General features: G+C 58.3%; 24 protein-coding genes. 11 read left to right on the top strand and 13 right to left on the bottom strand.

Going from position 1 to position 23,767, the window contains the following annotated elements; translation table 11 throughout:
• The first annotated feature begins 166 nt into the window (after positions 1–166).
• The 4 genes from CCHOA_RS08960 to CCHOA_RS08945 are packed head-to-tail and all read left to right on the top strand — an operon-like array spanning position 167 to position 1,987.
• On the top strand, positions 167–598 hold the full coding sequence (locus tag CCHOA_RS08960) for a YbjN domain-containing protein (protein ID WP_123929682.1): 432 nt from the start codon (positions 167–169) through the stop codon (positions 596–598).
• The gene (locus CCHOA_RS08955) at positions 595–1,065 is read left to right on the top strand and encodes a YbjN domain-containing protein (RefSeq protein ID WP_123929679.1); all 471 of its coding nucleotides are present in this window, start codon (positions 595–597) and stop codon (positions 1,063–1,065) included. The genes CCHOA_RS08960 and CCHOA_RS08955 overlap by 4 nt, the downstream gene beginning before the upstream one ends.
• A gap of 6 nt (positions 1,066–1,071) precedes the next feature.
• A complete protein-coding gene (locus CCHOA_RS08950; protein ID WP_123929676.1) occupies positions 1,072–1,545 on the top strand; it encodes a YbjN domain-containing protein in 474 nt (157 codons plus the stop codon).
• A complete protein-coding gene (locus tag CCHOA_RS08945; RefSeq protein ID WP_123929673.1) occupies positions 1,532–1,987 on the top strand; it encodes a hypothetical protein in 456 nt (151 codons plus the stop codon). Before CCHOA_RS08950 ends, CCHOA_RS08945 begins: the two co-directional genes overlap by 14 nt.
• A gap of 216 nt (positions 1,988–2,203) precedes the next feature.
• Here the strand turns inward: CCHOA_RS08945 and CCHOA_RS08940 are convergent, their stop codons facing one another.
• From CCHOA_RS08940 to CCHOA_RS10730, 5 genes are all read right to left on the bottom strand, one after another.
• Positions 2,204–3,658, bottom strand: a complete 1,455-nt coding sequence (locus tag CCHOA_RS08940; RefSeq protein ID WP_123929670.1) for an ABC transporter ATP-binding protein — start codon at positions 3,656–3,658, stop codon at positions 2,204–2,206.
• On the bottom strand, positions 3,655–4,788 hold the full coding sequence (locus CCHOA_RS08935; protein WP_123929667.1) for an iron chelate uptake ABC transporter family permease subunit: 1,134 nt from the start codon (positions 4,786–4,788) through the stop codon (positions 3,655–3,657). Before CCHOA_RS08935 ends, CCHOA_RS08940 begins: the two co-directional genes overlap by 4 nt.
• Positions 4,764–5,765, bottom strand: coding sequence for an iron chelate uptake ABC transporter family permease subunit (locus tag CCHOA_RS08930; RefSeq protein ID WP_206425787.1), 1,002 nt, complete (start codon positions 5,763–5,765; stop codon positions 4,764–4,766). The genes CCHOA_RS08935 and CCHOA_RS08930 overlap by 25 nt, the downstream gene beginning before the upstream one ends.
• Positions 5,766–6,203: 438 nt before the next feature.
• On the bottom strand, positions 6,204–7,346 hold the full coding sequence (locus CCHOA_RS08925) for an ABC transporter substrate-binding protein (protein WP_123929661.1): 1,143 nt from the start codon (positions 7,344–7,346) through the stop codon (positions 6,204–6,206).
• Between the two features lie 151 nt (positions 7,347–7,497).
• Positions 7,498–7,638 carry a hypothetical protein gene (locus CCHOA_RS10730; RefSeq protein WP_164472452.1) on the bottom strand — a complete coding sequence of 47 codons (141 nt, stop codon included), beginning with the start codon at positions 7,636–7,638 and terminating at the stop codon, positions 7,498–7,500.
• Between the two features lie 1,013 nt (positions 7,639–8,651).
• Between CCHOA_RS10730 and rplN the strand changes: the two genes are divergently transcribed.
• The 5 genes from rplN (at position 8,652) to CCHOA_RS08900 (ending at position 14,108) form a co-directional block, all read left to right on the top strand.
• A complete protein-coding gene (gene rplN / locus CCHOA_RS08920; protein ID WP_123929657.1) occupies positions 8,652–9,020 on the top strand; it encodes a 50S ribosomal protein L14 in 369 nt (122 codons plus the stop codon).
• Entirely contained in the window at positions 9,020–9,334 is a 315-nt protein-coding gene (gene rplX, locus CCHOA_RS08915) for a 50S ribosomal protein L24 (RefSeq protein WP_123929654.1), read from the top strand. Before rplN ends, rplX begins: the two co-directional genes overlap by 1 nt.
• Before the next feature lie 2 nt (positions 9,335–9,336).
• Positions 9,337–9,906 carry a 50S ribosomal protein L5 gene (rplE, locus tag CCHOA_RS08910; RefSeq protein WP_123929651.1) on the top strand — a complete coding sequence of 190 codons (570 nt, stop codon included), beginning with the start codon at positions 9,337–9,339 and terminating at the stop codon, positions 9,904–9,906.
• A 158-nt stretch (positions 9,907–10,064) separates the two neighbouring features.
• Positions 10,065–11,537 carry a glycoside hydrolase family 32 protein gene (locus CCHOA_RS08905; protein WP_164472451.1) on the top strand — a complete coding sequence of 491 codons (1,473 nt, stop codon included), beginning with the start codon at positions 10,065–10,067 and terminating at the stop codon, positions 11,535–11,537.
• A 540-nt stretch (positions 11,538–12,077) separates the two neighbouring features.
• On the top strand, positions 12,078–14,108 hold the full coding sequence (locus CCHOA_RS08900; RefSeq protein WP_123929646.1) for a sucrose-specific PTS transporter subunit IIBC: 2,031 nt from the start codon (positions 12,078–12,080) through the stop codon (positions 14,106–14,108).
• Here the strand turns inward: CCHOA_RS08900 and CCHOA_RS08895 are convergent.
• Both CCHOA_RS08895 and CCHOA_RS08890 read right to left on the bottom strand, forming a co-directional pair.
• Positions 14,062–14,904: an NAD(P)H-binding protein gene (locus tag CCHOA_RS08895; protein ID WP_123929643.1), complete on the bottom strand. Its 843-nt coding sequence runs from the start codon at positions 14,902–14,904 to the stop codon at positions 14,062–14,064. The two genes, CCHOA_RS08900 and CCHOA_RS08895, sit on opposite strands and share 47 nt — an antisense overlap.
• Before the next feature lie 46 nt (positions 14,905–14,950).
• Positions 14,951–15,865, bottom strand: coding sequence for a carbohydrate kinase family protein (locus tag CCHOA_RS08890; RefSeq protein WP_123929640.1), 915 nt, complete (start codon positions 15,863–15,865; stop codon positions 14,951–14,953).
• A gap of 298 nt (positions 15,866–16,163) precedes the next feature.
• Here CCHOA_RS08890 and CCHOA_RS08885 point away from each other — a divergent pair, with 298 nt between their 5' ends.
• Complete coding sequence (locus CCHOA_RS08885; protein ID WP_123929637.1) at positions 16,164–17,081, top strand: Dyp-type peroxidase; 918 nt, start codon at positions 16,164–16,166, stop codon at positions 17,079–17,081.
• A gap of 241 nt (positions 17,082–17,322) precedes the next feature.
• Here CCHOA_RS08885 and CCHOA_RS08880 read toward each other — a convergent pair whose 3' ends face one another.
• The 6 genes from CCHOA_RS08880 to CCHOA_RS08855 form a co-directional block, all read right to left on the bottom strand.
• Complete coding sequence (locus tag CCHOA_RS08880) at positions 17,323–18,336, bottom strand: FAD:protein FMN transferase (RefSeq protein WP_123929634.1); 1,014 nt, start codon at positions 18,334–18,336, stop codon at positions 17,323–17,325.
• 188 nt (positions 18,337–18,524) lie between these two features.
• On the bottom strand, positions 18,525–19,118 hold the full coding sequence (locus CCHOA_RS08875; RefSeq protein WP_123929631.1) for a hypothetical protein: 594 nt from the start codon (positions 19,116–19,118) through the stop codon (positions 18,525–18,527).
• 173 nt (positions 19,119–19,291) lie between these two features.
• Complete coding sequence (hypD, locus tag CCHOA_RS08870) at positions 19,292–20,446, bottom strand: hydrogenase formation protein HypD (RefSeq protein ID WP_123929628.1); 1,155 nt, start codon at positions 20,444–20,446, stop codon at positions 19,292–19,294.
• 68 nt (positions 20,447–20,514) lie between these two features.
• Entirely contained in the window at positions 20,515–20,781 is a 267-nt protein-coding gene (locus CCHOA_RS08865) for a HypC/HybG/HupF family hydrogenase formation chaperone (RefSeq protein WP_123929625.1), read from the bottom strand.
• A 259-nt stretch (positions 20,782–21,040) separates the two neighbouring features.
• Positions 21,041–21,349, bottom strand: coding sequence for a HypC/HybG/HupF family hydrogenase formation chaperone (locus CCHOA_RS08860; RefSeq protein ID WP_123929621.1), 309 nt, complete (start codon positions 21,347–21,349; stop codon positions 21,041–21,043).
• A gap of 131 nt (positions 21,350–21,480) precedes the next feature.
• Positions 21,481–22,812 (bottom strand): reducing hydrogenase subunit alpha, encoded by a 1,332-nt coding sequence (locus CCHOA_RS08855; RefSeq protein WP_123929618.1) that lies wholly within the window; start codon positions 22,810–22,812, stop codon positions 21,481–21,483.
• A 540-nt stretch (positions 22,813–23,352) separates the two neighbouring features.
• Between CCHOA_RS08855 and CCHOA_RS08850 the strand changes: the two genes are divergently transcribed.
• On the top strand, positions 23,353–23,706 hold the full coding sequence (locus CCHOA_RS08850; RefSeq protein ID WP_123929615.1) for a hydrogenase maturation nickel metallochaperone HypA/HybF: 354 nt from the start codon (positions 23,353–23,355) through the stop codon (positions 23,704–23,706).
• The last annotated feature ends 61 nt before the right edge of the window (positions 23,707–23,767 follow it).

Below are 23,767 nucleotides of genomic sequence, written 5' to 3'. Positions count from 1 at the left end.
GCGATGAAGCCAGGCAAGGTGCAGCAGTGAACAACCATCATCGTGTCCCACTAAGTCCCACCGCAGGGTGGATCGCTGGCGGGAAACTACCCTGGTGCCCGCGCCGCGGCAGGGGCTTATAAGCGATGCAAGATGCGGTAAGAAAGGACGGTGTGCGGCAAAACGTATGGAACCTCAACCGCTAACCACCGAACGCCTGGGCGCCTGGGCGAAGAACAACAATTTAAGTTTTAGCTGGAACAACGATTCCGAGCTGTATATTCCGTTTCGTAACGCGGTAGTTTCTATTCAGCTCAACGGGCCTCGGCTGCGCGCGATCGGCGTGTGGCGGGGTCGCGCGGACAGCGAGTTGGATATGCAAATGCTGCGCCAGCATGCCAACGACATGAATCGGCAAAATGTGGTGCCGAAAGCCTATGTGGTGGACAAAAATAAGCTGCTTGCCCTGGAGTATGCCCATCTTGTCGATTTAGGGCTCACCGATGAACAGCTCGACGGCATCCTGGGCACAGTGATGGCTGCGATGCTGCAGCAGATCGAAAAGCTCGACGAAAAATTTGCCCACATGATTCCCGGGCAGGAGGGCGCATCCAAGTGAGTAGTGCACAGACCAACGAGGTTCGTGAAGTTACCACCGACCGGTTTATGGCGGTGCTCAAGGATCTGGAATTTACCGGCAACCAGCAGGGCACCCAGTTTTATACGTTTATCAACGAATATCCGGTGCGCTTTGATGCGACGAATCTGCCGTTGACCGGCATGGTGAACATGTATCTGTTCCAGCATCATTTCCCTGCTGCGCAGTATCAAGAGCTGGTGAAGTTCGTCAACGAATTCAACTTCAATACGTTTTTCACCCACGCCTATGTGGTGAAAGAGGACTCCGGTGAATTGGTGCTGTCGGCTGATGCACCATTTTTGTGCCCGAAGGGCATGAGCGACATGCAGCTGCGGCTGGCGATCGAGGTGGCGTTGCAGGCTGTGCTCGAATTCGGCAAGCAGGTGTTTGAGCATTTCTCGCTGCAGCCGGTCACTCCACCGGAAGCACCCCAGGAAGGAAAGTAGCAGTCAATGAGTAATCTTTCGCCGGTGACGCAATCGCGAGTCAACGCGATCCTCACCGATATGGGGCTGTCCACAGTCCATGAGCAGCCGGCTGATCCGGTTCGGCTCATTATTCGGGATGTGCTGTATGAGATTCGCATTGTCGAAGATCATCTGCAGATCGCCGGGGTGTGGAATCGGGTGTTTAACGACACCGAGTCGATGAAGCAGGTTGCTGCGAAAATCAACGAATACACCGCCACACAGCTGGTGCCGAAGTTGGTGTGTTCGCAGGCTATGGGCGGCATTCAGCTGCGCTATTCGCATTGGGTGACCGGCGGTATGTCGGATGAGCAGCTCACTGCGCTGGTGCAGCTAGTGATGAAAGCTATGGATGATACGGCTGTGACGCTTGCTGATCGTTTCGGCGATTTGATGCATGTGCCTACCGAGGAAGAACGCCAACGAGAAATGGAGGCACGCGGCCATGGAGCTCAATAATGTGATTTTGCCGGTCACCGCGGAACGGGTGAAAAACGTGTTCCGGACGATCGACATCGAGCTGGTGGAACTCCCAGAGAATCCGCAATGGCTGGTGATGTTGATCGACGATATCCCGGTGCGGATTGACTGTGCCCAGGCGCAAGTGTTGTTGACGGTTTCAACTCAGCTGCCCAACCATCCGATCCCAGAGGGACGGGAAGATAATGTGCTGGCCTGGTTGACGTATGCGAATGAGACCGCGGATTTTGCCCAGATTTCCTTTGCTGACTATGGCGCCGAGCATGGCAAAGTGTTGAGCATCGATATTCCGGTGTTTGTTGCCCGTGGCGCCACTGATGATCAGTTGAAGGCGTGGCTGTTTCCAACTGTTGGGGTAATCCGGGCGATGGCCACCCAGTATCGGGAAGCGTTTTTCCCGCAGCAGGACACTGAGCAGTAGCAGTAATGTCCTGATCTCATGCAGGATATCGATGAGGCCTAGGTGGGGTGGCAGGTGTGCACCCGCTGGAGTTTCACCAGTATCTGCACTGGGAAACTTCAGCGGGTGTGGTGTTTGGGGCGGTGCTGGCTGTCGGCGAGCCGCTGCAGTGAGGGGTGGTGTTGTGCAGCACAGGTGTGTGGGGGATACGCTGGTGCAGCGCTTGATCGGGGCAAGTTAATCGATGTGGCGTAGCGCATGTTTGGCTTGATGCACGTCGGCTTCCGCATCGGTGACCGCTTCTTTCGCTGCGGTGAGTGCCTCCTGTAAGGCGGTTGCTTCTTCCTGGGCACTGTGGGCGTCGGCGAGTGCTTGCGCGGTGAGGGCACGCAGCGTGTCTACTTGGGGATCAGCCGCGTCGAGTTCGTCGAGTTCTGTTTCGAATTTTTGTGCTTTCGCCTGCAGGCGGCGGGCTTTCGTGGCGGCCTGTTTGGCTTGGTGTTGACATTCCTCGAGTTGTTTACGGCACTGTTCGACGGTTGCTTTGCAGGCTGCGACGTGTTGTTGTGCTGCGGTAACACTGTCACTGGCAGTGTTGGTGGCATTATTGGTGGGATTGCTACTGGTGGCACTGTTCGGCGCCGCAGCGCCACCGATGCGGGTGCTGCTCGGGCGTGCTGTAGTGGGGATATTGGTGGCACCTGCTGGTTCGGGTGTTGGCTGCGCTGGCGGGGTGGGGGCGGCTGTGTTGCCGGTGGTGTCGGTTGCGGGGTGAGGTTGTGCCGGATTGCTGGCGGGGTGTGCACCGGCGGCATCGGCGGTGGGTTGCTTGTCGGTGGGGTGGCTTGCTGGATTGTTGGCCGCCGGACTGGGGTGGGTGGCCTGCTGGATGCGGATGTGGGGTGGGGCGGCGGGAATGATCAACGGTCCGCCGGTTGCCGGATCGGTGACAATATCGGCATCGATATGGAACACATGGGCGAGGAGTTCTTTGGTGATGATGCTGGGGGCGCCGGCGGCCGCGACCCGGCCTTCATCCAAAATGACCAGCTGGTCGGCGTAGCGCAGCGCCATCGGCAGATCACGGGTGGTCATCACCACGGTGGTGTGATGTTCCCGGGTGCGCCGGTGGATGAGGTTCATCATCTCTTGGGTGCGGGCCAAGTCCAAGGAGTGGGTGGGTTCGTCGAGCAGCAAGATGGGGGTGTTGCGGGCAAGTGCAGCCGCCAACCAGACGCGGCGCCGCTGGTGGGCGGCGAGTTCGTCATAGTCGGCGGTGGCATAGGCGCCGGCACCGGTGACGTTGAGTGCTTGGGCGACGGTGTGCTCGTCGGCGGGGGTGTAGGGGATGAAGAAGCGCGAGTGGGGGCTGCGGGCGGCGGCGATGAGATCGGAGATTTTCATTCCTTCCGGGGCGGAAGGATGCTGCGGCACCAGCGCGATACGTTCGCTGCGGTCTTTGCGTTTCAACCGTTCCACTGAGGTGCCGTCGATTACGACTGATCCGCGGGTGGCGCGGATCCGGCCGCCGAGGGCGGCCAGCAGCACCGATTTACCGCTACTGTTCGCGCCGACAATGATGGTGAGACTGTCAGCGGGAATGGTGAGGTTGATCTCGGCGATCGCCGGAGTGGTGCTGCTGCCGCCAGCAGCAAGCGAGCGAACCTTGATTCGGGTTGGACGGCGGCTCATAGACTGCTCCTGGTGGTGATGCGGGTAAGAATAATCATGGTGGCCACTGCCCCGCAGCCGGCGGTGAGCATGCCGCAGGGCACCGGGCCTGGCAAGAGTTGCGCCACAATATCGCAGGCCAAAGTGGCAGTAGCCCCAAGCAGGGTGGCGGGGAGCAATATGCCGGTGCCGGAATTGACGAGTTTCCGGGCAGCAATTGGGCTTAAGAACGCGACAAATAGCAGCGGGCCTGCCAACACTGTTGCGGCGGCCGCGGCACAGGTCGCCACCGTCATCGTGCCGCGCACCCCGGATAGCCGCAGGCCGGTGAGTTCGCCCAGGCCGCGACCTATTCCGGCCCGATAAAACTGGGCTTGATGACTAGCAGTAAACCCGCCGCAGACGACGAGCACCGCTGCAGCCAGCAGGATCTCTTCGGCGGTGGCATAGTCGCAGGCACCAAACACTGCGGTGGTCAGCAGGGCAACATTGGCGGTGTGGTCGGCGACCGCAAAAGCGATCGCCTGCGCCAGCAGAGTGATCACAATCCCCCCAAGCAAACTCCCCACCCCGGTTGCCCGGTGGCGGCGGGCCAGCCGCCACACTTGCCGAAACACTGCAGCACCCACCACCCAGGCGGCAACCCATTGCACTACAGTCACGCCGGGAAGATGCGGCACCAATGCCACAGCAGCAGCTGCGGCAGCACCAGCCCCCACCCCGCCGGTGACATCGGCACTGGCATGAGTTTTCCCGGTCACTGTTTGCGTCAACGCCCCGGAAAGCCCGAGCAGCATGCCCGCCAAGATTGCCGCCGCAGGACGCCACACCTGATGCGGTATTGTCGCCGGGAAGGAGGGGTGAATCGCATCCGTTAACGGTGCTGCTGTGAACATCTGTGGGGACAAGGTGGCATCGGTTACCACCAGCGACACCCAGCTAAGTAGCAGCAGTATTGCAGTGGTGACCACCGTGACCAGCCACCATTGCGGATGCCACGCCACTTGCAGCGGGCCAATCTGAAGGCGGGGGCGCGCCGGGACAGTGGTGGGACGGATATGCCACAGCCGCTGCCAGGGGCGGCGGCGGGAGTTGTCCTGGGGAGGAGGGGAAAACGCGTAGCGGATCATAAGGTGCCCTTCGTCAGCCACCACAACACCACAGCACACGACACTCCGGCAACAAGTGCCCCCGCCGGTACCCCGGTGAGCTGTTGGGCGATAGCTGCCAGCAGCACCACCAGCACACCAGCGGCAGCTGTCGCCGGCAGCAGCAAGCGAATATCAAACATGGTGACCCGGCGCACCACAATCACCGCCAACATTCCCACCCCAACCAGCGGTCCGGAAGTGGCAGCCGAAATACCGACCAGCAGCACTGTGGCGCAAAATGTGAGCAGTGCGATGCGGGACACCGACACCCCAAACACGGTGCAGGCAACCTGACCGGTGTAAAACACGTTCAAATTCGTCGAATGCCACACGAGGGCTGCTACCACCACCAAACAGCATGCCAGGGTCAGCCAGGCGGCGAGCGACGATGCAGCCGGCACCATTCCGACCTGTGCAGTTAACACCTGCCGTGGATCGTGCAATGCGGCGACCGCCACCACCCCCAGCAGGGAAGTAGAAGTGATGCCGATCAACAGTCCGCCGACCACCACCGTCAGCCGGTGAGTATGTCGACGCGGAATTAAAAACAGCCGATACAACAACCAGGTGGCCACTGCCGCCCCGGCGATACCAACGATCACCCGCGCCACCGGGTTAGACACCCCGGCGACGGTGATCATCCCTGCCGCGACCGGGCCAATGCCGAAAATACCTGCGTCAGCCACCTTGAGCCGGGTGTGGGCATGCAGCAGCAATCCTGCCACGCCGAGGGATGCACCACAGGCCACTAGCGCCGCAATCGACTGCCAGGCAAGCCCCAGCAGACCGGCGATCCCGGCCGTCAGCGCCGCCAGCACAGCCCAGCTGCCGACAGCGACGAGTTGACCGGGGGCGGGCAACTGCCCGTAGCGGTGCACACAATGCGCCGCAACGGCGCGTTGTGCGGCCGTCACCGGGGCGGATGCAACCACCAGTCCGCCGGAATCGGTGGACACATCGAAAGCACTCACCAACATCCCCTTTTGTGTGATGCACAAATCGAAAAGAAACGAACCATACCCTACTCCGGGGAGCGCCCCTGGCGAAGCGAAATCGGCACAACCCTGGTGCCACCTCAACAACACCGGTGGCAACAGGCACGCTGCACACGCCGGCGCAACTGCCATCAACCCAGCCGGAACCACCCCCACTAAACGGCATCAAATACCTACTGCGCGCGGCTGTAGGAGCCATGCACCATGGGCAAACACCCCAAGCACACAAAACAACAAAGCCCGCACAAATCAGAAAAAGCAAACCCACCCACAGCGAAACACAACCCGCTCACCCCGAACCACCCCAGGCTCAGGCAACCACCAACCACCAAGGACTACAAGATATTCACCTGGCGGCAGTAGCTGGACAATATGCTCCGCGTGCTCAACGCGACACCAACGCTCGCAGCGTTGCACTTACTACAGCCGGGGCACCAGATCCGGTCGAGGACCTTCCGGGGCAGGTGCATCACGGCCAACCACACCGGCACGCAACAAAGGCACTACCGTGTTCACAGTCCACGGAATGCTCAACACAGTCGGATGTCGCAGCGCCATGATCATGTCCGCATTCTGCAAACCCACCACATGGCCGCCGTGCACCGCCGGAATGGTGGCATAAATCGGATTACTTTCCGTCTCTGCCCGTTGCGAATCCGACTCGTAAAACACCACCACCAGATCGGGATTGAGCATCGTGATCTCCTCCCAAGTGGTCGGTCGGGTATTGGTGAAAAATCCCTCTTGATCATCGGTAGGAGCGCCCACGACAGTGAAACCGAAGGCTTCTAGCAGTTGCGCGGTAGGGGAGGATCCGTAGCGCAGCATCAACGAGTTTTGATGGCTGATATCGACGATGACGGTTGTCGTGCCCCGAAACGAAGTCTCTTCGTCGCGGACGTTTGCCAACAGATGCTCAGTTTCGTCCAGCTTGCGGGCTACTTGTTTCGGTGCCCCCATCACGGTGCCCACTACCTGCACCGACTGCTCCCAGGCGGGTTGCTTGTTGCCCACTGGAACATCAATAGTCGGGGCAATGCGGCTGAGTGTGCGGAATTGGTCTTCCCGCAGATTAGAGCCGGTGGCGAAAATAGCTCCCGGGTCGAGGGATGCGATCTGGTCATAGGGCAGGGTGTCCCCCTCGAGTTCGAGGAGTTCCGGTTTTTGAATCGACAATCCTTCACTCAGCCACGGGGTGATCGCTGCACCGGTGGCAGTGTGGGCGGAAAGATCCGGGATACCACTAGGGGTGAGTTCTAAGGCGACAAGATTATCCGCCGCGTCGGTAGTTAACGCCACAGCTTTCCCGGGGCGTTCATGCACCACCACATCGCCGTGCACGGTCGCAACTGTCATCGGCCACGCCGAATTGCTCGGATCGTGAATCATGACCGCGGCAGGATGGTTGGCGAGAAGATCTTCCTCACTGATACCGACGGTAAAAAACTTCCCCGCCACAGAAAGACCAATCCAGAAGATCAGACACACAATGACTGCTGCCGACAATAGCCGGATAACGAGTCCGGCCGCGCGCAGCCATCCCTTCGGTTTGCTGTGTGCCATGCTGTCGTCCTTCCACCAATATCAGGCTGTAATCCCTCTGATGATGCTAGCGAATAGCACACACGCGCCGAATAGCAGTGGTGTGAAAACAACACGCGCTACTGTTTCGACGCGGCAAGAACAACAAGTACCCGGCGGTAAAACTTCGTCGTTACTCCTGAGCCGTGGCAACAGTTGTGGTTGCTGCAGAGTCGGATGCGTCAGCAGTAGCGTATCCGGCAAAACCTGCAAGGGCAGTCACCACCGCGATCCCGGCCAGGGCATTAGTAATCAGGCGGAAATGTGCATTCATGGGGCTGCTCCTTGCAAAAACAGATCTGAAACGGTGAAACGCTCCAACAGGTTGGTCACGGTAACTATGAATTCACAAAATCATTGGCGGTAATCCTGGGGACGTACCAATGATTCGTGCCTACCCAGTGTTGCGGGGTAAGAAACAGCGATAGTATTGCCTGCTGCCTTCTTCGTCAAGAGGGGCCTGACTATGGTTGTGCTGCGGGGATGGGAAAAATGGTTGGGGCTGACCAAATATTGGTTCCAGTGTCCTTTTGCCGGGTGGGTGACTGTAGGAAAAACCGGGAGGTGGCATGGTAAAAAATTCGTGATGCCACATCAGTAATACATGTTGCAACCTGCAATGATGGTTGGAGGCGGGGATGCTGTTGGGGTGAATGTGGCGAAAGTGATTGTCGCGCAGGGGGGATGTGATGCCCCGATCGCGGTCACGGATATATGAAATATGTCACTATTGCTGCAATGTGCGTCGTTCTGTGCGCAAATGACCATGCCAGTCAACTGGCATATTACAGCCGGTGGCCGTCCGCTAAGGCAGGTAGCGGTCAGGGTCTGTCCCAAGCTTGAGCATCCGCCGATTGGGGGATTCCGGCAATCGCGGCTGGTAAGGATCGCTGGCGATAAGGATCACTCGCGACTGTGTAGTGGCAGTGATGGCAATGCGGCAGCAGGCGGGCAGCGTGGAAAATATGGCCGGGCATCGTAGGTTGCTCATCTTGCAAAGGGGTCGGGCATATGGTTCAATGTTCGGGTTGCTCGTCTTGGTCGACAACCAGTGCTTTCCGAACTGTTGTCGAAACCCCACGATGCCGCGTTCACAGGTTGTTGTCACTGTTGTGTAACAACAACTCCGTGTGGCGCACTTGTACGGTATTCGTGATGACCTGCGAACCCGGCAAGAACACTTGCGCTGCGAGATTCGCAACGTCGAGCAACCGATGTACAACAAGACCGCGCGGACACGGGTCGGAAATTCGTGTCTGCATATCAATCCAGGTCAGGAGACCCATAGTGATTCAGCAAGAATCGCGTCTGCGGGTCGCCGATAACACCGGTGCACGGGAAATCCTGTGCATCCGCGTGCTCGGCGGTTCGACCCGACGCTTCGCTGGTATCGGCGACGTAATTGTTGCAACCGTGAAGGAAGCAACTCCCGGCGGCAACGTCAAAGCTGGCGAGATCGTCAAGGCTGTAGTGGTTCGTGCGAAGAAGGAAACCCGTCGTCCGGACGGCTCCTACATTCGTTTCGACGAAAACGCTGCCGTGCTCATCAAGAACGACAACGAGCCAAAGGGTACCCGTATCTTCGGGCCAGTTGCTCGTGAACTCCGTGAAAAGAAGTTCATGAAGATCGTTTCGTTGGCACCGGAGGTAATCTAATGAAGATCCATAAGGGCGACAACGTTATCGTCATTGCAGGTCCAGACAAGGGTGCTCGCGGCAAGGTCATTCAGGCTTTCCCGAAGCGCGACAAAGTACTGGTTGAAGGCGTGAACCGGATCAAGAAGCATGTTGCTGATCCGACCGGTGAACGCGGTGCCCAGTCTGAGGGCATCGTCACCCAGGAAGCTCCGATTCACGTTTCCAACGTGATGATCATCGATGCGGACGGCAACCCGACTCGTATCGGTTACCGCACGGATGAGAACGGCAAGCGCGTTCGCATCTCCCGCAAGACCGGGAAGGACATCTAACGATGAGCGAAAACTACACTCCTCGCCTGAAGACCCGCTACCGCGAAGAAATTCGCAAGACGCTGTCGGAAGAGTTCGAGTACCACAATGTCATGCAGATCCCGGGCATTACCAAGGTTGTTGTCAACATGGGTGTTGGCGACGCTGCCCGCGACGCAAAGCTGATCAACGGTGCACTGGAAGACCTCGCACTGATCACCGGTCAGAAAGCTCAGATCCGTCGTTCGAAGAAGTCCATCGCTAACTTCAAACTGCGTGAAGGTATGCCGATCGGTGCCCGCGTTACCCTGCGTGGCGACCGCATGTGGGAATTCCTTGACCGTCTGCTGACTGTGGCTCTGCCCCGTATTCGTGACTTCCGTGGTCTTTCCGACCAGCAGTTCGACGGCCACGGCAACTACACCTTCGGCCTTACCGAACAGACCATGTTCTACGAAATCGACGTGGACAAGGTTGACCGCCCACGTGGTATGGACATCACCGTAGTGACCACTGCCACCAACAACGAAGAAGGCCGCGCCCTGCTTCGTGAACTGGGCTTCCCGTTCAAGAAGGCTGAAAACAACAGCTAATCGAGCAACGATTAAGGCTGCTGTGAACCGCTGAAAACTGTTCTCAGTCTGCTGACGAAAGCAGTAAGCCTGCGCACAACGCCGCTGCGACACACAAGTCGTGGCGGCGTTTTCGCGTCTATTCGCAACTTTATCCTGGTTAAGTCACAATGGGGACTATGGCGCACGTGCAGCTTCGACCCCGCATCCACCTCACTCCACCTGCCGGACGGCTAAATGATCCGAATGGGCTCTGCATTGTGGACGGCCATTTGCAGGTGTTCTATCAGCTCGATCCGAGCTATCCGCAACAGCCAAAGCAGACCGGTTGGGGGCATGCGTCAGCGCCAATAACCGGCAGCGACCGGTTCTATTGGCAGCATCATCCCCAAGCACTCTTTCCTGATCAGGACTACGATGCGCAAGGCTGCTACTCCGGTGGGGCTGTTATCGACGACGCTGGTGCGGTTCGTCTGTTCTATACCGGCAATGTCAAACACGACGGCAAGCGTCACGCTACCCAAAACCTTGTTGAAGTAGCCGGATTGGGCCGCAAGTCTGGTGGTCGCTACACCAAATCAGAACACAATCCGCTGCTCGATGGTCCTGCCCCCGGTTTTAGCAATGATTATCGGGATCCGATGATTACCCGTGATCCTGCGAACCCGGAACGCTTCCGGATGGTGATTGGTGCGGCAACCACCGCAGGTAACCCGGCAGTGGTCATGTACACCAGCGATGATTTGTACACCTGGGACTTTGCCGGTGAGCTGACATTTGCCATCGATGCGAATACCGTACAGCACACCCCAGCCATCGTTCCCGGCGGCTATATGTGGGAATGCCCGAACCTGTTGACGCTTACCGATCAAGCAAGCGGGCAGCAGTGCGATGTGCTGGTGATCTGCCCGCAGGGCCTTGACCCGGTGAACGGCCAGAGTCGGACCCACTTTGCCAGCTCCGACCAGTGCGGATATCTTGTCGGCAAGCTTGACGGCACCACGTTTCAGGTGATGCACGGCTTCCGGGAGATCGATCTTGGGCACCACTTCTATGCCCCACAGTTCATCGGTGTAGGGGAGCAAGAGCTTGCAGCAGCACCGTCTGGTATCCAGCCCACGTTGGCTTGTAGTGAGAGCTGCTGGATGATCGGTTGGATGGGATTGCCGGGCGCTGATGAGTCCCCGCTGTTCGAGCAGGAGGGGTGGCTGCACGCGTTGACCTGTGTCCGCAGGCTGAAGCTCGTCGACGGCAGCCTTGTGCAGTCGTGGCTACTGCCGCCGGATGTGCCAGTGCTCACGATCAATGATTCCCATGTGGCGGCGCCAGCGGCAGAACACCTGCACCGCAATGGCATTACAGTGACCGCTGCAGATACGCAGCACCACGTCAAGATCGACACTCCTGCCTGTGCGCTGTTAACGATTGGTGCTTGTCCAACCAGGCTCACAGTGGGCATCGGCAATCCGGTGACGGTGACGGTCACCGAAACACAGATCGCATGTGAATATGACACCGATGTCCGCACCGTAGCCCGTACGACCGACGCCGCGGTTGAGATGCTTGTGGACGGTCCTGCTATTGAAATTTTGGTTGATGGTGGGCGGGAGAGTTTCACCCTGCTTGCCCATCACACCACGTGGCAGGAGTAGCCTTTTTCGCGCTGTGAACTCGGCGCTGGCTCACCAGGCATCACCGCTCGCCCACACCACAGGGGGGTCGGGATGTGCTGGTGGGTATTCGATCCTGGCTGATGGAACGGCTTCGATGTGGCGGGAAGGAGTCTTCCCGCGGTTCTGGGGTGTTGTCCGGTGCTACCCCACGCTAGCCCCAGGGGTGGGCGCGGGCTGCTGGGATCATTGCTAGTTGTTCCGTCTGCCGAGGTGGAAAATAACGGCCGTGGAAGGTGCGCTTTTGAGGCGATGACGACCGTCGGTAGCAGGGGGTTCTTTTACTAGGGAACAGTGTTTTCAACGCAACTTGGTGAACGGTCCGCGGCTTGTGTGGGGGCGTATGGTGACGGTTTGGTTCACGGGGGAGCTGACGAGATTGCATTTGGATGTACTTCGTTGGTTGAATGGCCATAAAGCAAAAAGGTGTTACCAACCACAATGCAACTGCTCCTGTGGCGAGCGTCACCGCAAGGTGGGGTGATTGCGTGTGGTGTTGACACCATCAACCAAGGAGAGCGCATGGATCATCATGCAGTCGCCGCGCGGGTTCTTACCGCAGTCGGTGGAGAAGAAAACATTGTGGCCGCGGCACACTGTGCCACCCGGCTGCGGATGGTGTTAAAAGATACGAAACGTATCGATGTGCAGGCATTGGATAGTGATCCGGATTTAAAGGGCACCTTTGAAACCGGCGGCATGTTCCAAATCATTGTCGGCCCGGGTGATGTGAATACGGTTTTTGCGGAGCTGGATAAACAAACCGCGAAAAATATTGCGGTGACCACCGAAGAGCTCAAGGAAGTCGCCACTCAAGGTGGCAACTGGCTGACCCGCGCTATTAAGGCACTGGCCGATATTTTCGTGCCCCTGATCCCGATTCTCGTCGGGGGCGGTCTGCTGATGGCGCTGAACAATGTGCTGGTCTCCCCGGATCTGTTTGGATCAGACCCGCTGATTGAACAATTCCCCGCCATTGCTGACTTCTCGGCGATGATCAATCTGCTGTCGGCGGCACCGTTTGCCTTCCTTCCGGTGCTGGTCGGGTTTACCGCCACGAAACGCTTTGGCGGCAACGAGTTCTTGGGCGCCGGTATTGCGATGGCAATGGTGATGCCGTCCCTGGTCAACGGCTATCAGGTTGCCGAAACGATCGCCGCCGGGGAGATGAGCTATTGGAATCTCTTTGGCCTGCAGGTCGCCCAAGCCGGCTATCAGGGTACGGTGCTGCCGGTGCTCGTGGTTTCCTATATTTTGGCGACGATTGAAAAGTTCTTCCACCGTCATTTCAAAGGCACAGTCGATTTCCTGGTCACCCCAGTGTTGACGCTGCTGATTACAGGGTTCTTAACCTTTATCGCGGTAGGTCCGGCGATGCGCTGGCTCGGGGACTGGTTGGCGTTCTCGCTTGCCCGGCTCTACGAGTTAGGCGGCCCGATCGGCGGGTTCATTTTCGGCCTAATCTACTCACCAATTGTGATCACCGGCCTACACCAGTCGTTCCCACCGATTGAAACACTGCTCTGGTCACAGGGCGGATCGTTTATTTTCGCTACCGCCTCGGTGGCGAATATCGCTCAAGGTGCCGTGTGTTTGGCAGTGTTCTTCCTAGCCCGCAGCGAAAAGCTGAAAGGGCTGGCCGGTGCCTCAGGCGTGTCGGCGGTCTTCGGCATTACTGAGCCTGCGATCTTCGGTGTGAACCTGCGGCTGCGCTGGCCGTTTTATATCGGCATTGGCGCTGCGGCAATTGGCTCCACACTTATTGCGATTTTTGATGTGAAAGCAGTCGCCCTGGGGGCTGCCGGGTTTATCGGTATCGTCTCAATGCGGGCGCAAGACTATGGCCAGTTCATTGTGTGTGCTGTGGTGACGTTTATTATTGCGTTTGCTGCCGCGTTTGCCTACGGCAAATATTTACTTCAGCGCAATGGAACCATTGATCCGGATGCGACCAGCACCCCGGTGCCGGCTGCTGCGGCTGGTGATGCCGCGAAGGTGAGTGGGGCAGCCACGGCGGCCGCACCGGGGGCGTTGTCGATTGCCGCACCATTGACCGGCGAAGTGATTGCGCTTGATCAGGTGAGTGATCCGATGTTTGCGGCTGGGAAACTCGGCCACGGGGTGGCCATCAATCCCACCAAGGGCGTGTTGACGAGCCCTATCTCGGGCACAGTCATTGTGGCTTTTGACACCGGTCACGCTTTTGCGGTGCGTGGCACGCTTGCCACCGGTGAACCGGTGGAGGTGCTGATGCATATCGGTTTTGACACTGTGAATCTGCGCGGGGCAGGGTTCCAGCCCCGGGTCGCGCAGGGCGACAGCGTCACAGTTGGTGATGTGCTGTGCGAATTCGATATTGCTGCTATCACGGATGCGGGCTACCCGGTGACCACCCCGGTGGTGGTGAGTAACTATCGGAAAACCGGACCGGTGCGTCCCTCTGCCGGGGATATGCCGGCCGCAATCACTGCCGGTGACCCGCTACTTATTGTGGATCCGAAATCGGCTACTGCTGCTGCGGATGGTGCTGCTGCCACCACTGTGCAACGCTAAGGGGCTCATGGCCTGTTAAGCGTGCAACGTCGCCGGTGACTTCGCTATAGTCGCCGGCGGCGATTGCTGTATAGGTACTCACCCACGCATCCACCTCCCAGGCGGGTGCCCCATAGCAGGACCTGCTGGCATAGGCTTCGTCGATCGTTTCCTGGTGATAGGTCACCGGGGTTTCACGATATTTGCTGGCAATTGCGGCAACTTCCGAAAATGTGACCGCCGCAGGGCCGGTGAGTTGATAGATCGCATTGCGATGCTTAGCAGGTTGCGCCAGGACTGCCGCCGCGGCACGGGCAACATCATCGCGGGCAACAAACGCGGCTGCGCCGTCACCGGCCGGGCCGGCAATCCGATCATCACTAATAAATGCGGCAGTGGCTTCGGTATAGAAATTGTCCCGCAACATGGTGTACGTCACCCCGCTGCGGCGAATATATTCCTCTGTTGCATAATGCAGGCGGGCATGGGTAAACGTCGCTTGCGGATCTGCACCAATAAACGACAAATACACAATATGACCAACCCCGGCGGCAACAGCCGCATCCACCGCGTGTTCATGTAACTGTTGGCGGTCAGCGCTTTCCGTCGCAGAAACCAAAAACAGCACATCAACCCCCTCCATGGCGGCGGTTAAACTCGCCGGATCAGCGAAATCCCCCTGAAACCAGGTGGGGTCATCCTTCGCCGCCCGGGAGAGTTTCCGCAAGGCAATCTCTGGGTGGTGGTGCGCGAGGTTGGCTGCCGTATGGGAGCCGATATAGCCGCTAGCGCCGGTAATCAGCACAGTATGAGTCATAGTTCCTGCAACGCTTCACACGCGGCAGTATTCCCACGCCGGGGTGCTACACCAGTGCCGCCACCTGCTGCCAGGTCTCAGCCACTTCCTTTCGATACGGTGGCTGGGCGCCATGTCTCGTGCAGGTTACTGCTGCTGCACTCGCCGCAAAATTCAGCACAGTGTGCCAGTGTTGCTCGGTAAGATCCGTCACCTGGAGTCCCCCGGCGAGCAGCGTGTCGAAAGCTACCAGCAGACTCCCCATGACGGTGTCACCCGCCCCAATCGTGTCCGCCACGGTAATCGATGGGGCGGTCACACTGGTGGTGAAATGGGGTGTTTGCACCAGCAGACCTGCCCCGCCACGGGTCACCACAGTGATGGGAACCTGTGCTAATTCCTCCGGGGTAAAAAAGTCGAGCTCTTCGTCGCTGAGTTTGATGACATCGACACTTGGCAGCAGTGCCGCCAGCCGGTCATGATGTTCACGGGTGCGAGTAATATGCCGCAGATTAGGATCAAGAACCAGTAGTGTGCCCTGCTCGTGCAGGCTTTTTGCGCAGTCAATATAGCGTTGTGCCGCCGGCGGTAACGCCAGCGACAATGTACCAACAGCGGCAACCCGTGGCAGGGCAGTGGGCACAACAGGGGTGGCGGTGCGATCAGCAGTGCCTTCCACATAGAAGGTGTAGCTGGCGGCACCCTGTTTATCGAGCGAGGTCACCGCCAGGGACGTTGGCAGATCACTGCGGGTCACCCCGGACACATCCACCCCATTGTCGACCAGCGCATGATGCAGCAACACCCCAAAATGATCGTTGCTCACACAAGACACAAACCCCACCGCGCCACCTAAGCGACTGGCTGCAATCGCCGCATTAAACGGCCCGCCGCCAAGGGCTGGAAGCAGCGGCGCAAGCGGCTGCTGCTCGGTTGGGACGATATCCACTAACGCTTCCCCATACACCAAAATATTGGACATGGTTGCTTCCTGTCTTTCGAAGAACAAGGCACCCCACCGTGCGGAGCAGCCTTGCTGGTCATACCAATGCTACCCCTGCACCATTGCGTGCCACCACGATCCAATCAGCCTTCCGCGATCGAAAAACACAGCAACAGCAGCCACCCCACGGACAGCGTGCAGCCAGCGCAGCAACCTGCCTGTTGCCACTGGCAAACACCGTTTGGACAGTGGCGATCCTTGGTAAAAATCCTGCTGTTGCAGGGACATATCCTGGGCAATCCGTTGGCTGTGCGCACAATATGGCACACTTTCCACTATGACCTATCAACCAGCAATTACCGCCCAGGGCACCAGTGATCATCTGTACCTGGAATTTGATCTTGCCAACACCACCAATCATGACCAGGTGCGTAAACTGCTCGCCCGGGTAGCGAACCCGCCGACCACCATGGGAGTGAACATCGTAATCGGGGTGCGGCCATCACTGTGGCAAGAGCTTGCCCCTGCTGCACATGTGCCACACAATGTGCACGACTTTGCCGAACCAATGGTGGCCGCTGATGGCTATGAGATGGCCGCCACCCAGCATGATGTGTGGGTGTGGATCGCAGGCCCCCATCGCTCCCACGTGTTCCAGGCAGGCAAAGAAATTATTACCCTGTGGTCGCCTGCGATGACGCTCGCCTCAGAGACCGACGGCTGGGTGTATCAAAACAATCGGGATCTCACCGGATTTGAAGACGGCACCGAAAATCCGGGCGCTTTGGAAGCCCCCGGTATTGTGGCCATCCCCGACGGGGAACCCGGTGCTGGCAGCTCAGTGCTGCTCTACCAGCTGTGGCAGCATTTGGCGACGCAGTGGGATGACTTAAGCGAAAAAGAACAAGAAGACATTATCGGTCGTACGAAAGACGACTCGGAAGAGTTAGATGATGATGTGAAACCCGATTCGGCGCATGCTGCCCGCACGGTGGTGGAAGTCGAGGGGGAAGAACTGTCGATTTTCCGCCACAACACTGCCTATGGTGGACTGCAGCATCACGGCACTGTGTTTGTGGGATTCTCCTTCGACCAGTGGCGCACCGAAGAGATGCTGCGCCGCATGTTAGGGCTTGACGGCGGGCCGCGTGACGCGCTCACCTATTTCTCGGAGGCTGTCACCGGCGCCTGGTATGTGTGCCCATCGGTGGAAGCACTACTCGAGTTCCTGCCCGACGAGGAGGAAGACGACTAGCCCCTCGCCTGTGTCTCACGAAGGAACAAACTTGCCCTGGTAACGCAGCCGTATTCAGGCATAAGCTCTGCGCGGCGGTGGCCGAAGGAACAGCTGTTTTTTCCAGCCTTCCGCAGGTTCACACACATCGTGTGTGTTGCGCGCAAAGAGCCATATCGGGTATCGGCTGCTTTATCGGGAAAGTGCTGGGACAACCGACTGGTGGGGGGAGAGTGCTCCAATGGCCGACTGGCGGAATCGTTTAGGGGTGCTGGCCTTGGTCAGCTGTTCGGGGAGCTTCTACCACCGGAAAATCCGGACTCGAGTACAGCATTTCTTGGGCTGCCACCGCCCACTGGGTGACACCTAATGCGGTGAGGTTCTCGGGATGGGTAAAGAAACAGCAGGTGGCCGCCAGATCTGCCAGCATGGCGGTGGGGGCAACCACAAATGCGCCATCGACAAGTGTTGCCGGATTGCCGCTGATCTCCCCGATAAGATGATGCCACTTGCCATGGGTGCGGCGCGCCGGGGAGGAAGCGGCAAAACTTCCTTCAGTAAGGGTGATCACTCCGAGGATCTCTGCCGGGTTGTAGGGGTTCTCTAGGCCGATCGTGATCGGGCCGCCCACGACTCGCAGATCCCCGGAGCCGTTGACCAGCAGCGTGTCGTCACTATCTATTGGCAGTTCCTCAATCAGCGCCTCGGTGATCAGATCCACTGCCAGTCCTTTACCCGCCGCACCGATATCAATGACTTGACCGGGGGCGAGTGCGATCGTGGGAAGGGTGGCAAAAAACTGGTTGTGCTGATCTGTTGTCAGCTGTGGGATATCTGCAGGGGATGCAATGCTGGTTGAAGCGGTCAGCGCTGGCGTTGGGTGCGGCGGTGCTGCAAGTGGGGTGTGATCATCTGAGTGGAATCCGCGGGCGCGGAGCGTTGCCCCGATGAGAGGATGGACTTCACCGCCGGTGATGTCTGCGGCTGTCTTATAGGCGGCAAACATCGGCCGGGCATAGTCTGGCACTGTGAACTGGCCACCGGTGATTGCCAGCTGAGAGACTGTCGATTGGGGATACCAGCGTGACAGATCCCGCACCAGCTCGTCGAGGATTCCGATGATGCGGTGAAAACAGTGGCGGGCAACCCCGGTGAGCGCATCCGGATGTGTTGGTTTGTGATGCGCCATACTGCCGCCCATCGTGGCAGAAGGGCCTACCGCCACCTCGAATGCTGTGCCGAGTGCCGGGAAAACAACATGGAATGGCTGCGCCAACAGTGATCATCCTTCCCAACGGTGTTCCTGTCCAGGCGGGGTGTTTCAGGCATCGTCAACGAAAAAAGCACTGATGCGCCCACCTGCCAACACCTGTTGCGGGGTGCTGGTGGCAAGTGGGCGGGGTGCTGGTGGCAAGTGGGCGGGGTGCTGGTGGCAAGTGGGCGGGGTGCTGGTTGCAGCAGTGGTTAGGCTTTCGCTTCGTCGCGGATGGCATCCATCATGTTGTTAAATTCAGCACTGGTCAGCGACGCACCACCGACGACATTAATCTTCACCGACTCCACCGGGCAGCCAACAATTTTCGCGGGCAACGCGCCGGCGAATGCTTTCTGCAAACCTAAGGAGCGCTGATTGGGGCTGTCCGCGGAAGACTCCACCGCGGTAACAATCCCATCTTCTAAGGTCACTGTGGCTGTAAAGGTCTCTTCGGTGACGTGGGTTTGATAGGTGCCTTCCTGGGTATAGGTGCCATCGCTGTAGGTGCCAGTGTTTTCCACAGCCCCATCGATATTGCAGATACCATGCCCAAAATCGGTGTAGTCCCCATCAGATGCGGCACAACCGGCGGCGATGAGCGCTAGCGGTGCGAGTGCGGCGGCGGCAGCAGGCAGCCGCAGAACAGAAGAGTGTGCAGATTTCTGAGTCAACAACAGTACTCGTTTCGTCTCGGGGCACCAGCTATTCGGCATCGTCGGTGCCGGTGCAGCGCCACAGATGGTTGCTTCCCCGGAAGGTTTGCGACAACATGATGCGACAACATCTTCCGGAATGATCAACATTCAACAATAACAGCCATTCGGCGGATGAGGGCAGGCCATGTGCGTCACCCGGCGGCACTCAACACCACGTATTGCGGGGAACGAATCACCTCGTTGGCACCCTGCACAGCAAATCTATTCGGGTGACCACACATCCTGGGGAAGAGCTGCCCGCCGGTGTTCCAGCGGTGGTGTTACTTGGCGACTTGCTGTGACAGGTTGGCTGTTGCTTCCCGGTCAATACGGCCAAAGTTGTAGTAGGCGGCACATGCCCCCTCCGGGGAGACCATACACGTCCCAATCGGGGTGGCCGGGGTACAGGCTGTGCCGAACACACGACATTGCCAAGGCTTGATACGGCCGGTGAGCACCGAACCACATTCGCAAGCTTTCGGATCAGGCACCCGGGCGCCAGGAATGGCAAAGACTCGTTCGGCATCAAATTCGGCGTAGGCTTCGCTGATGCCCAACCCAGAATTCGGCAACCAGCCCAGGCCACGCCACTCAAACGTGTCACGGATAGTAAAGACCTCATCGAGGAGTTGCAGCGCAGCATCGTTGCCGCTATCGCGCACCACCCGGGCATATTGGTTATCAACTCGGGCTTTGCCTGCCGCCACTGCACCGGAGGTGTATTGCTGGATGAGCATATCGACGGCTTGCAAAATATCGAGCGGCTCAAAGCCGGCAACCGCGACCGGCAGGTTATATTGTTCAGCTAAAAAGTCGAAGGCCACGGTGCCAACAATGGTGGACACATGTCCAGGGCCGATAAATCCGTCGACAGCAGTTTCCCCACCGTTGACAATTGCTTCCAACGGCGGCTGGATGGTGACGTGATTCGAGAACACATAAAAGTTCTTCACCCCCTTGGCTTTCGCGGTGGCTAAGGTGACAGCGGTCGACGGGGCTGTGGTTTCAAACCCGACGGCGAAAAAGACAACCTTTTTGTCGGGATTGTCTTGCGCCAGTTTTAATGCGTCAAGCGGCGAGTAGACAAATTGAATATTCGCACCTTGGGCACGGGCGTGCAGCAGGGAATCTTTCGATCCTGGTACCCGCATCATGTCGCCGAAAGTGGTCAGCAGCACATCGTCTTGTTCGGCCAGCCACATGGCGTCATCAACCCGGCCCATGGGGATCACACACACCGGGCAGCCAGGCCCGTGCAGGAATTCAATATTGTCGGGGAGCAGGTTTTCCAGCCCGTAGCGGTAGATGGTGTGGGTGTGGCCGCCACAGACCTCCATAAACTTCAGCGGCCGGTCAAGTTCGGCGGCATCCCGGGTGATGCGGGCAATGAGTTTTTTCGCGAGTTGGGGATCACGGAATTCGTCAACATATTGCATGATGTGTTCGCAGTCGTAGTAGGTGCAATATCAGGGGAAGGAAAGCAAGCAAAGAGTTGCTGTAGGGGTTATTCAATTTTGCTCGACGAGAATTGTGCTACTTCGTCTTCGAAGGTGTCACCACCGAGTTGTTGCAACTGTTGCAGTGTGGTTGCTGCCTCCTCGGCGTCAATCACCGAAAGAGCAAAGCCGACGTGAATCAGCACCCAGTCGCCGGGTTTCAACGGTTCGACAATGAGCTCTGTGGAGACTTGGCGCAGCACTCCAGCAATAGAGACTTTCGCCCGGCCGGGTTCGGGGATCTCCACAATATTGGCGGGAACTCCAAGACACATGGGGTCTATCCTTTTCTGTTCTGGCTTTTTGTGTAAGAACGTCTTTACTTCGTGTGCGAATTGTTGTTGCTCGGTGGAAGCGCTTTGGTGATTGCGTAATCAGATAAGCAAGAAACACTAGGAATACGGTGGGGTGTGCACCGTACTCAGTGCTGTGCCGCGATAGTCAGCAGCAGGCAAGGATCAGTGTGTGCTTGGTAAATGCTGTGTCGTAACACGTTCAATTGTTGCTGCTGATGCTCACGTATGGGAGTGCTATTCACAGGCGCTCCGATAGGGCGGTGTTTATCCCAGTCGGTGGTGGCGCGGCTGGTTGCTGTGGGGCAGGGTTTCCCTGTTCGAGCAGGCGAAGTTCGGCGATGGCGGTGAGTGCTTGTGCGGCGTCTTGTTCACTTAACACCGAATGGGCAAACCCATTTTGTATCAGTACCCAGTCGCCGACGGTGACCTCCGGGGTGTAGGCGATACAGCATTGCCGCGTCGTGCCGGCCATGTCGATGATCGCCATAGGCAGTGGTGAATCCGTGGCGGTGAGGGAAAGGATTTTTCCAGGAACTCCGACGCACATGGGATGCTCGATTCTGTATCAACAATGCAATTCGTAGAGGAAAATGAACAGCAAACGTTCTTCGTATTCGGCCGTGATCGGTCGGCGGGTTGCTCGAGCCGGTGTAGCTGCCACCAGCGATGGTTGAGATGTTATGGGGTTTCCGGCTTGCCTGGGGGTGCGGATGTGACCCGCACCCCCATAGCCCCCGGTGGGGCGGCGGTACAGGGCAGGCACGGGTCGGCGGTACGAATTCCAGCCTCAAAGATGGTGGCAGTGTTACTGGCCGTGGTAGCTGATGCGGCCGATGTGCACGATGCCGCTGCGGTGTTTGTCTTGTTTGGAGTGTTGGTGGTGTGTGCTGCGGAATCACCCTTGGCGGCGGTGTGCTGCTGGTAGCTGGTGGTCAGCATCCAGGCGAGCCAAGGCTCGTTTTGGGCAGTGGGGGTGAGGATCTGACACTGTGTGAGCACCGCCTGTTGAGCTTCGGTGATGGTGTCTACTGGTGCAATAGTGTAGACGTGCAGCAGTAATCCACGCGGACCGTCGACGACCCCCACCCCGCGTGACGCGGGTGGCTGTGACGGTGGGGCGTGTAGTTCCCCTTCAAGGAGCTGTGGGTGTTGCAAAATCGCTGCCGCTGTTGCCAGTGCGTCTTCCAACGCAGCGAACAGTGCATGCTGCGCGGTTGGGGAATCAGGATATTGGGCGGTGGGACCTACCCGGTACAGGCTTGGCTCATATCCGGTCAGTGCCACGGTTGGACGTGGTGCCGGTTGGCCAGGGTAGGTTTCTTGCAGATGATCAGCCAACGCTGCAGCCGGTAGGTGCTGGGTCGGCGCGCCGGGGAAGGTAATAGCAGCAACCTCACCTAGCGGATCACGATGGCCATGGTTATCAACCAGTCTGATACTGGCACCAAAACGCAGCATCGGATCAGGGGTGTCGCCACTGCTTGCAGCAGCCGCAGCCTGGCAAAGCAGTGGTTGGACAGCAGTGACTTCAGCAAGCGCAGCTTCACAGGCCGCAGGTTCAGCAGGATTCCGCACCCCACCGGGAATAGCCACATCGGGGAAATGCCCGGCACAACCGGCCGCGGTTTTCACCAGTTTTCCGACAGTAATGAGACGGCGAGCAAGTGCGGGATCGTGACTGAGCACATGTCGGGCAAGCTGTTCACATTGGCTGGCAGCAGCCAGCAGCCGCCGGACGAGGAGCGCTGTGGGCGGAAGATGATGATAGCCGAGCAAGCGCTCGAGGGCTTGGACACCAGCCAAATGATGGGCGATCGGGCAGATCCCACATAAATGCTTCACCAGATCCGGCACAGCCGTAACCGGCTGACCAACCAATTGGTGATCCAGCCTCGGCAACACAGACAAGTCGAACCGTACCTGCGGCATTCCCTGCTCATCGTGCGTGACCACCACAGTCGCCTCATGGGGATCGACGAATTCGTCCAAGTGCAACGTGGTGGCAGCCATGGCGAATCCTTTCACATTCTGCAGGACACAAGCCTGTGTGTCGCAACGCCCATGCCTGCTAGCAGTCGACACATACCATGCCGGTCGCTGGAGAGTAGGAGCAGTCCCTAAGATCCGGTATCGCCCAATATCGGTGCCGTGAGCAGGGCATCTTTCTTGCTGCAGTCTAACACCGTAGCTTTGCGGAGATCTTGGTTTTCCCGCGTAAACCGCAGCAGGAACCAACACCTTCCCTGCAACGCAACCACGAGTGTGAGCAACCAAAGCATTGGCAGGAGGCATCAACGACATCAATACAGCACGGCAAAGGGGCCAAGCAGCACAACAGCTTCGTACAAGCAAGCTGTGCAACCCGCAGAACACCAGGTACAAGGAAAGAAGAAGCCACACACAGCAACGGGGAACACCCCCGCTACTGTGCGTCGCACGCCACCTAAGCCCCACCCAGTAGAGCACTGTCACAGTCCAGCGGTCGAAACACTCACCCCACACCTGCCCAGAAGTCTTCCAAGGATACAGACGGCATGATTGAATAGCGGTATGCATGAACTAGGGCTGCTCACCGGGGTTGTTGGCGCTGTGGAACACGCCGCCGCCGGCCGGACTGTCACCGCAGTACACCTCGAAGTTGGAAGCCTCGCCGGGGTGGTGGTGGAATCCTTACATGCAGCCTGGCCACTGGCGCGCCGGGGTGTGTGTGCGGATGCAACATTGCAGGTGCATTATCATCAGGCGGCTGTTTGGTGTCCGAAGTGTGCCCAGCTGCAAGCGATTGATGAATATTTTGCACTTACCTGTCCGGTTTGTGACACGCCTACGGCAGATTTGCGGCAGGGAAGGGAATTTACAGTCAGCAGTATCGACGTGGAAACGCCGGATAGTCCGCAAGATTGACGATCGTCAGAAAAAGGAAAAACCCGGAACAAAACAGATGGACCCAACAATCACTTTGCCC

Origin of the sequence: Corynebacterium choanae, from assembly GCF_003813965.1 — a bacterium.
Classification (GTDB): Bacteria; Actinomycetota; Actinomycetes; order Mycobacteriales; family Mycobacteriaceae; genus Corynebacterium; species Corynebacterium choanae.
This window is presented reverse-complemented; position numbering and strand designations above follow the sequence as displayed.